Consider the following 7,281-nt stretch of genomic DNA (forward strand, 5'->3'; position numbering starts at 1 on the left):
GCCCCAACATGGCGCTCGGCGGCATCACCCCGGCGATGAAGCTGGCGATGGCCGCTTAGCTCCACTTTTGGCGACTGCTAAAAGTGGGGGGATTACCACACTAGCACGGCCCGCGCAGGAGCTTTACCCGGAACGCTGGCTGCGGGATGTACCCGAAGAACGGAAACCGTAACACCGGAAACGAACGCCCGAGCCGGTGAAGCGGGGAGCGGCCCGGTCACGAGTGCCGTCAGGACTGCTGTCCGGAGCCGACGAAGCCAGAAGCACGGGAAGCTGACAGGACGAGCGGCGGAGCGATACCCGAACCGATTGCTGCAACCGAAAGGACGGCTATCCGGAGCGGACGCCACGGCGCGACGATGTGGCCGAAGGAGCAACAACGGCAAATGTCTTTGCACTGCCGCATAACGCCTGAGCTTAGCCGAGCCGCGAAGCGGCTTCGGCTACAGCGAATTGTTATGCGGTGATTGCCGGAAGAGCGGGAAGAACTTGCACCCGCCACGACTGCAGCACCGCCCCCGAGTGAACACTACCAAATTACCGGGCAGAAGCCTTACCGAGAAGCCGTGACGCCAGATGTATCCGAGTCGCCGACAACTGGAACGCCAGGATGCAACAGCACGAGCGGCGAAGCGATGGCCGACACAATGACGGCGAGAGCCGGGGCTGCTACCCGGAGCCGACCCGTCACGACGCGAAAGACTGGCCGAATGAGCAACTACGGTGATGCTTTTGCAACACCGCATAACGCCTGAATTAAGCCGACCCGCGAAGCGGGTTCGGCTTGAATGAATTGTTAGGCCCCGTCACGGGGAGCCCTGCGCCGCGGCACCTCGATGCCATAGGCGCGCTCGCTACCTTCTCCAACGGCAAGGAAGGTAATGAGAGTGCCAGGAAAGCCAAAGATGAAAGCAACGACGCGCCAGCCAGCGCTTGCGCTGTTTTGCGCCCGCATGCCTGCGTAGCTGATATTTGCAAGTATCCAGATAGCGGATACGCCACTACGAGCAGCGGAGCCTTGACCTTGGGATGCTTCCGCAGCTGCGGCAGTGAGTGGAGCAATCGAGAGAAGGCTTGCGATGAGCTTCCTTGCAAATTTCATATGCCTCCTGAGGGGCCTAACGCCTGAGTTAAGCCGACTTGCGTAGCGGAGGCAAATACATGGCAAGCTTTTTCTGCCATGTATTTGATGTAGCGAAGCAAGTTCGGCTTGAACGAATTGTTAGAGCGCTCAGCTAGGGAATCCCCAGAGGCAATTGCGGACTAGGTCTGCCTTGCCCGATGCGATGAGGTTCACTGGTCTTGCGCCATCCAACGACGGAATTTTTCTGTGCAGCCAAGGGATGCTGTCACTACCTAGGTGGTAGAAGGTTGCCCAGGCGATATCAGGGTTGCCGCCGCACTCTCCAATGAGTTGATCTTGGAACTTGCACTCCCCAAAGCTCTCCCTGCAGATGTTGGCGAATACTGGCCAGCCGGACATTTCCATGAGCGCTCTAACGCCTGAATTAAGCCGGCCCGCCCAGCGATAGTGAGTTTTGGGCGAGAACACGAAGCGGGCTCGGCTTGAATGAATTGTTAGACCGGCGCAACCAGCACCGTTCCAACCCCCTTGCTTTAGCGAAAGACTCTCACCGGAACTGGCCGTAAGCAAGTAGATCAGCAAATTGCGGTGATGCGGTGCTTTACCCAGGAACCCCGAGGCGGGGTGTAGCCGAAGCGGAGCACCTGCAAACGCCTTTGATGTAGCCGAAGCGCACAACAACGGGAATCTACTTTTGCAAAGGTCTAACGCCTGAGTTAAGCCGAACCGCGTAGTGGAGGCAAAGGCATGGCAAGCTTTTCCTGCCATGCCTTTGCCGTAACGAAGCGGTTTCGGCTTGAACGAATTGTTAGGGGGCACCCGATCCAGCCTGAACGATCGAATGTTTGCCGAATGGCTTGAGGGTGCGGGCCCGGAAGATCTCAAGGCCATCACACAGCATGGCAATATCCCCTTCGGGATTGCTGGACGTATGGCTAAACATGCGCTTGGCGCCAATGTCGGTGAAGGTTACGAACCAAGGGTGATCGCCAGGAAAGTTTGGCTCCATTCTTTCCACAGCCGCAATGTGCTCTGGCCGAGCCAAATCGTTGATGGAGAGGCCGCCATTGGCGGTCACTACGCGGAAAGAAAGGCTGCACTTTGAGAGGTCGCGGCCGGTGTCAGCGGGCGTACTGTCAGTTGCTTCCCCGTTGCACGCGGTCATTAGAAAAATTGGCGCAACCGTCAACAGTTTAAAGATTCCTTTCACGAATTCACTGCGCACTCGCTGTGCCCCCTAACGCTTGAATTAAGCCGAGCCGCGAAGCGGCTTCGGCTTGAATGAATTGTTAGGCCGCTACACCTGATAGTGATGGTGCTGGCCGGTTTGATGATCGTAAATGGTCACGGAGCGGCTACGGATGTTGCCCGAGTAGTGATGGCCAGTGCCATGGTCGTAGCCATTGAACTGGGCCCCGCGAAGCTGGAGCGAGATGTGCGCTCCCTTCCCATGGTCGTAGAGCTGGGAGTGCGAGCCGCTGACGTGGGCGCCCCGATCGTGGTCATAGACATGGACAGACGTTTGAGACACGGAGCCTGAAACATGGATGTGTTTAGCCTGCGTGTGGTCATACACCGCTGAGTTGGTGCTGTGACCAGAAATTCTGGCGACAACGTTGGCAATAACAGCGCGAAGATTGTCGTGCACGAGTACCTCTCCTTGCGGCCTAACGCCTGAATTAAGCCGACCCGCGAAGCGGGTTCGGCTTGAATGAATTGTTAGGCCTCATCACTGGGCCACTCCCAGCCATCGCATCGGCCAACGTAGTCACCATGCAACCCCATGCCACTAAGGTCAACGGCTATTGGCTGGCCATTGACAGTAAGACCTAGGTCGCGACAGTCAACCCACCAAGAAAGCACGGCTAGAGCATCGTGTATGGCGCCACGGCGTTCTTGAAGTAGTGTTTCGGACAGTAGGGCGCGCTGCTCTGCGGTAAGTGAGCCTAGGAGACTATTGAAAGCGGCGTGCCCGCTCTCCGCGTGGAAAGGAGAGTTGTCAGCGGCACGCTTGGCAAGAGCGCTATAGAGCCGCGTCTCGTCCGCAAGCTGGTCGATGATTGCCTTGTACGCGAGATTGCCTGACATGAGGCCTAACGCCTGAGTTAAGCCGAACCGCGTAGTGGAGGCAAAGGCATGGCAAGCTTTTCCTGCCATGCCTTTGCCGTAACGAAGCGGTTTCGGCTTGAACGAATTGTTAGGCCGCAGCCCGGTTGAGTGGATTTGCCGCTGCTACCGCAGCTGCAAAATTGGAAACGAACGCCACACTGATAAAACGCTCATCGTTGAACTCATACATGTACCGCCAATCTTTGAACGCATCTCGTACATGGTTCAAGTTTGCGGCAAACTGCGATGCCTCCATGCTCATGCGGCCGAAGATATCCAACTGAAGCTCATCGGGCAATCTGTTGAACAGCCTAACAAGGTCATGCCCTCGCGCGGCTTTGCCTGCCTGGAGCAGGAGAGCTTTTAGCCCGACCTCTGCAGAGAATGCGGCGCAAACAAGCGCGGGAATGAACATGGCCTCATTCTTGCCGCTCGAAGCCGTTTCATCCATGCAGCGCCGATAAGCCTCAAGGAAGGCAGTAGATGTCATACGGGCATGAGGAGCGTACATGTCTAATGCGGCCTAACGCCTGAGTTAACCCGAACTGCGTAGTGGAAGCAAAATGTGGCACGCTTTTCAGTGCCGCATTTTGCTGGAGCGAAGCGGTTTCGGGTTGAACGAATTGTTAGGCCTGACCAGCGTGAACTGGTGTTGTGTGCAACTCAACACCAAGTGCACGAACAAGCTTGATGACCGTGTCGTATCGTGGTTTTGCGCCAGGCGCGAGAGCCTTGTAAAGGCTTTCACGACCGAGCCCAGTATCTTTGGCCAGCTTGGTCATGCCACGAGCTTTAGCAACGTCAGCGATAGCTTGAAGGAACACGTTAGGATTCTCATCTTCTAGCGCAGCGTTCAGGTACTCCGCAATGACGATGTCATTGTCGAGGTAGTCGGCAGCATCAAAGGCGGCAATGTTCTTCATGGGTTAGCCCTCCAAGCCCTTGAGAAGGGCCTTAGCTGTACGGATGTCTTTAGGCTGAGAGGACTTGTCTCCTGCACACAGCAGCAAGTACGTAACCTCACCTCTGCGGCAGTAGTACAAGCGGTAGCCGGGCCCAACATGAATCCGCATCTCGGAGATGCCGTCTCCGACGGGTGCACAGTCGCCAAAATTACCGGACTCTGCTGAACGGATACGCGCAGCAATGCGGGCCGTTGCGATCGGGTCGCGCAGTGCTTTCAGCCATGCGTCGAACTCCGACGTGCGCAGGAAAGTGCTCATGCAGCACTGTATCCGATTAGATACGGTCGGTCAAGCGGTCAAGATGCTTGGTGTCAGGCCTAACGCCTGAGTTAAGCCGACTTGCGTAGTGGAGGCAAAGGTATGGCAAGCTTTTCCTGCCATACCTTTGCCGTAACGAAGCAAGTTCGGCTTGAACGAATTGTTAGGGCCCACTTTGCCACCAGTGCCCGCCCTTGAGCAACGCCCCAGCCAAGTTGCCGTTACAACCGAAGCCGAGCTAACCGGGCGCGCCCGTTGGAGTTGACCGGATGCCCAACGAAGCGATTGCTGGCTGTACCCGGAACCTGTCCGCCAGCCACCCGATAGTCGGGAGGCGATGCAGCCTGCGGTGAACCCCATGCGCGCACGAGGATGCAGCCGAAGCATCAACTGCCAAGCAAGCAAGCCGCGCGCAACGCGGGCGGCGATGGAGCACGATGCTTTGGGCTGGCAGCACCGCAATGATGGAGCGGAGCCGTGCGCGATAGCGGGCGGCAGAGCGCGCGCAGAAATTGCATGCCATAGACCCCAAGAAAGCCGCGTGGGGCCTAACGCCTGAATTAAGCCGACCCGCGAAGCGGGTTCGGCTTGAATGAATTGTTAGGCGCCACCACGGTGATGGTGTCACCCGACTGCATAGCGAACTCGTAACGACCTGCGTCCGTGACCTCTAGGACTGACACGGAAGGCCCCCAAGGGAAGCCGCTGGGATTACCAGCTCCAAGACATCAGTGAACGTGATTGAGAAAGGCTCCAGCAGCTGCGGAGCGCCAGAGAACTCAAGGCTGCATGAGCGGCTGGGCCAGTCATACCGGATAGCCACAAGCGATGCATCATGCATTTGATGAATGGCTAGAGTCATCTCATGTGGCGCCTAACGCCGGAATTAAGCCGACCCGCGAAGCGGGTTCGGCTTGAATGACTTGTTATGCGGTGATTGCCGGAAGAGCGGGAAGAACTTGCCCCCGCAACAACAGCAGCACCGCCCCAGGGCGAACACTACCAAATTGCGGGCAGAAGCCTTGCCGAGAAGCCACGGCGCCAGATGTGCCCGAAGCCGCCAACAACCGGGACGCCAAAATGTAGCAGCGCGAGTGGCGAAGCGGTGGACGCCACGATGGCGACGAGAACCGGGGCCGCTACCCGGAGCCGACCCAGCACGGCGCGAAAGACTGGCCGAATGAGCAACTACCGCGATGCTTTTGCAACGCTGCATAACGCCTGAGTTAAGCCGACTTGCGTAGTGGAGGCAAAAGCGTGGCAAGCTTTTTCTGCCACGCTTTTGCTGGAACGAAGCAAGTTCGGCTTGAACGAATTGTTAGGGCCCACTCTGCCACCAGTGCCTGCCCTTGAGCAACGCCCCCGGCCAAGTTGCCGTTACAACCGAAGCCGAGATGGCCGGGCGCGCCCGATGCAGCCCACCGGATGCCCAACGAAGCGACAGCAGGCTTGCCCCGGAACCTGGCCGTGAGTGACCCCGATGACCGGGAGGCGAGGGTGCCAACGGTGAACTCATTGCGCGCGCGAGGATGTAGCCGAAGCGTCAAGAGCCGAGCAAGCAAGCCGCGCGCAACGCGGGCGGCGGGGTAGCACGATGCTTTGAGCTGGTAGCACCGCAATGTTGGAGCGGGAGCCGTGCGCGAAGCGGGCGGCGGAGCACGCGAGAATCTACAGCCGACAATTCAGCGAAGCCGTGTGGGGCCTAACGCCTGAATTAAGCCGAGCCGCGAAGCGGCTTCGGCTTGAATGAATTGTTAGAGTGCGCCCTTGTAACCACAAGCTCTCAGCTCTTTGTCTTCCGCGGCCTTTGCCGCGAGCGCCATCTCACGGGAGAAGTCGCGGTTAATCATCTTGGCGCCGGCGCTAGTCCGCGAAAAAGCCAGGATCTGCTGCATTTCGCTCTCCCCAATGCTGGGGGAGGTCATCTCGGTTGGAATGCTTTTGAGCTTGTAGAACTGCACGATGCCATGTTGGGTGTACTTAGTTCCGGCGGGAGACTCATAGAATGCAAGTGCAACGGCAATCTCCTCGCTTTTGAGCTTGGACCCAAGAAAGGCGGAGATTGAGGATGTGTAGGTGGTAAGTGGTATTGACGCAACACAATCGAAGTTGGCTTGCGGGATGTGGCCCTTAAGTGCGAGCTCTGTTCCAAGTTTAGTTACGTAATCGGAGCGGGCTGTTTGGACAAGCCGTGAGGCCTCCCCAGCTAGTGAGGCTGAGCTGATCATGGCAAGCAGCAGAAAAAGAACAGATCGCACCCTTGTAACCTCCATAGCGCTCTAACGCCTGAGTTAAGCCGACTTGCGTAGTGGAGCCAAACACATGGCAAGCTTTTTCTGCCATGTATTTGATGTAGCGAAGCAAGTTCGGCTTGAACGAACTGTTAGGGCCCACTCTGCCACCAGTGCCCGCCCTTGAGCAACGTCCCCGGCCAAGTCGCCGTTACACCCGAGGCCGAGCCAACCGGGCGCGCCCGACGTAGCTCACCGGGCGCTCAACGAAGCGACTGCAGGCTTGCCCCGGAACCTAGCCGTGAGCGACCTGATGACCGGGAGGCGAGGGTGCCAACGGCGAACTCAATGCGCGCGCCAGGATGTGGCCGAAGCGCCAAGAGCCGAACAAGCAAGCCGCGCGCAACGCGGGCGGCGGTGAAGCACGATGATTTGAATTTGGCAGCGCCGCAGTGTTGGGGCGGGAGCCGTGCGCGATAGCGGGCGGCGGAGCACGCTGGAATCTACAACCGACAATCCAACGAAGCCAAGTGGGGCCTAACGCCTGAGTTAAGCCGAGCCGCGAAGCGGCTTCGGCTTGAACGAATTGTTAGGGCCCACTCTGCCACTGGAGCCCACCCCTCAGCAACGTCCC

The 7,281-nt window shown here is 58.1% G+C and carries 7 protein-coding genes; all 7 read right to left on the reverse strand.

Going from position 1 to position 7,281, the window contains the following annotated elements:
• Window positions 1–1,892 precede the first annotated feature (1,892 nt).
• Window positions 1,893–2,294, reverse strand: coding sequence for a hypothetical protein (locus tag ACFOLC_RS15955; protein WP_386760258.1), 402 nt, complete (start codon window positions 2,292–2,294; stop codon window positions 1,893–1,895).
• Between the two features lie 87 nt (window positions 2,295–2,381).
• On the reverse strand, window positions 2,382–2,732 hold the full coding sequence (locus tag ACFOLC_RS15960; protein WP_386760259.1) for a hypothetical protein: 351 nt from the start codon (window positions 2,730–2,732) through the stop codon (window positions 2,382–2,384).
• Between the two features lie 71 nt (window positions 2,733–2,803).
• Window positions 2,804–3,241 (reverse strand): DUF6547 family protein, encoded by a 438-nt coding sequence (locus ACFOLC_RS15965; protein ID WP_386760260.1) that lies wholly within the window; start codon window positions 3,239–3,241, stop codon window positions 2,804–2,806.
• Window positions 3,242–3,281: 40 nt separating this feature from the next.
• Entirely contained in the window at window positions 3,282–3,704 is a 423-nt protein-coding gene (locus ACFOLC_RS15970) for a HEPN domain-containing protein (RefSeq protein ID WP_386760261.1), read from the reverse strand.
• A 115-nt stretch (window positions 3,705–3,819) separates the two neighbouring features.
• Complete coding sequence (locus tag ACFOLC_RS15975) at window positions 3,820–4,116, reverse strand: addiction module antidote protein (RefSeq protein ID WP_386760262.1); 297 nt, start codon at window positions 4,114–4,116, stop codon at window positions 3,820–3,822.
• Window positions 4,117–4,119: 3 nt separating this feature from the next.
• Complete coding sequence (locus ACFOLC_RS15980; RefSeq protein WP_386760263.1) at window positions 4,120–4,416, reverse strand: type II toxin-antitoxin system RelE/ParE family toxin; 297 nt, start codon at window positions 4,414–4,416, stop codon at window positions 4,120–4,122.
• A 1,754-nt stretch (window positions 4,417–6,170) separates the two neighbouring features.
• The gene (locus tag ACFOLC_RS15985; protein ID WP_386760264.1) at window positions 6,171–6,674 is read right to left on the reverse strand and encodes a hypothetical protein; all 504 of its coding nucleotides are present in this window, start codon (window positions 6,672–6,674) and stop codon (window positions 6,171–6,173) included.
• Window positions 6,675–7,281 lie beyond the last annotated feature (607 nt).

Origin of the sequence: Lysobacter cavernae, from assembly GCF_042648505.1 — a bacterium.
Classification (GTDB): Bacteria; Pseudomonadota; Gammaproteobacteria; order Xanthomonadales; family Xanthomonadaceae; genus Lysobacter_L; species Lysobacter_L cavernae.

Coding starts and splice junctions, on each gene's coding strand:
- ACFOLC_RS15975 (WP_386760262.1), bottom strand. CDS start 4,116: ATGAAGAACATTGCCGCCTTTGATGCTGCCGACTACCTCGACAATGAC.
- ACFOLC_RS15970 (WP_386760261.1), bottom strand. CDS start 3,704: ATGTACGCTCCTCATGCCCGTATGACATCTACTGCCTTCCTTGAGGCT.
- ACFOLC_RS15980 (WP_386760263.1), bottom strand. CDS start 4,416: ATGAGCACTTTCCTGCGCACGTCGGAGTTCGACGCATGGCTGAAAGCA.
- ACFOLC_RS15965 (WP_386760260.1), bottom strand. CDS start 3,241: ATGGCAGGAAAAGCTTGCCATGCCTTTGCCTCCACTACGCGGTTCGGC.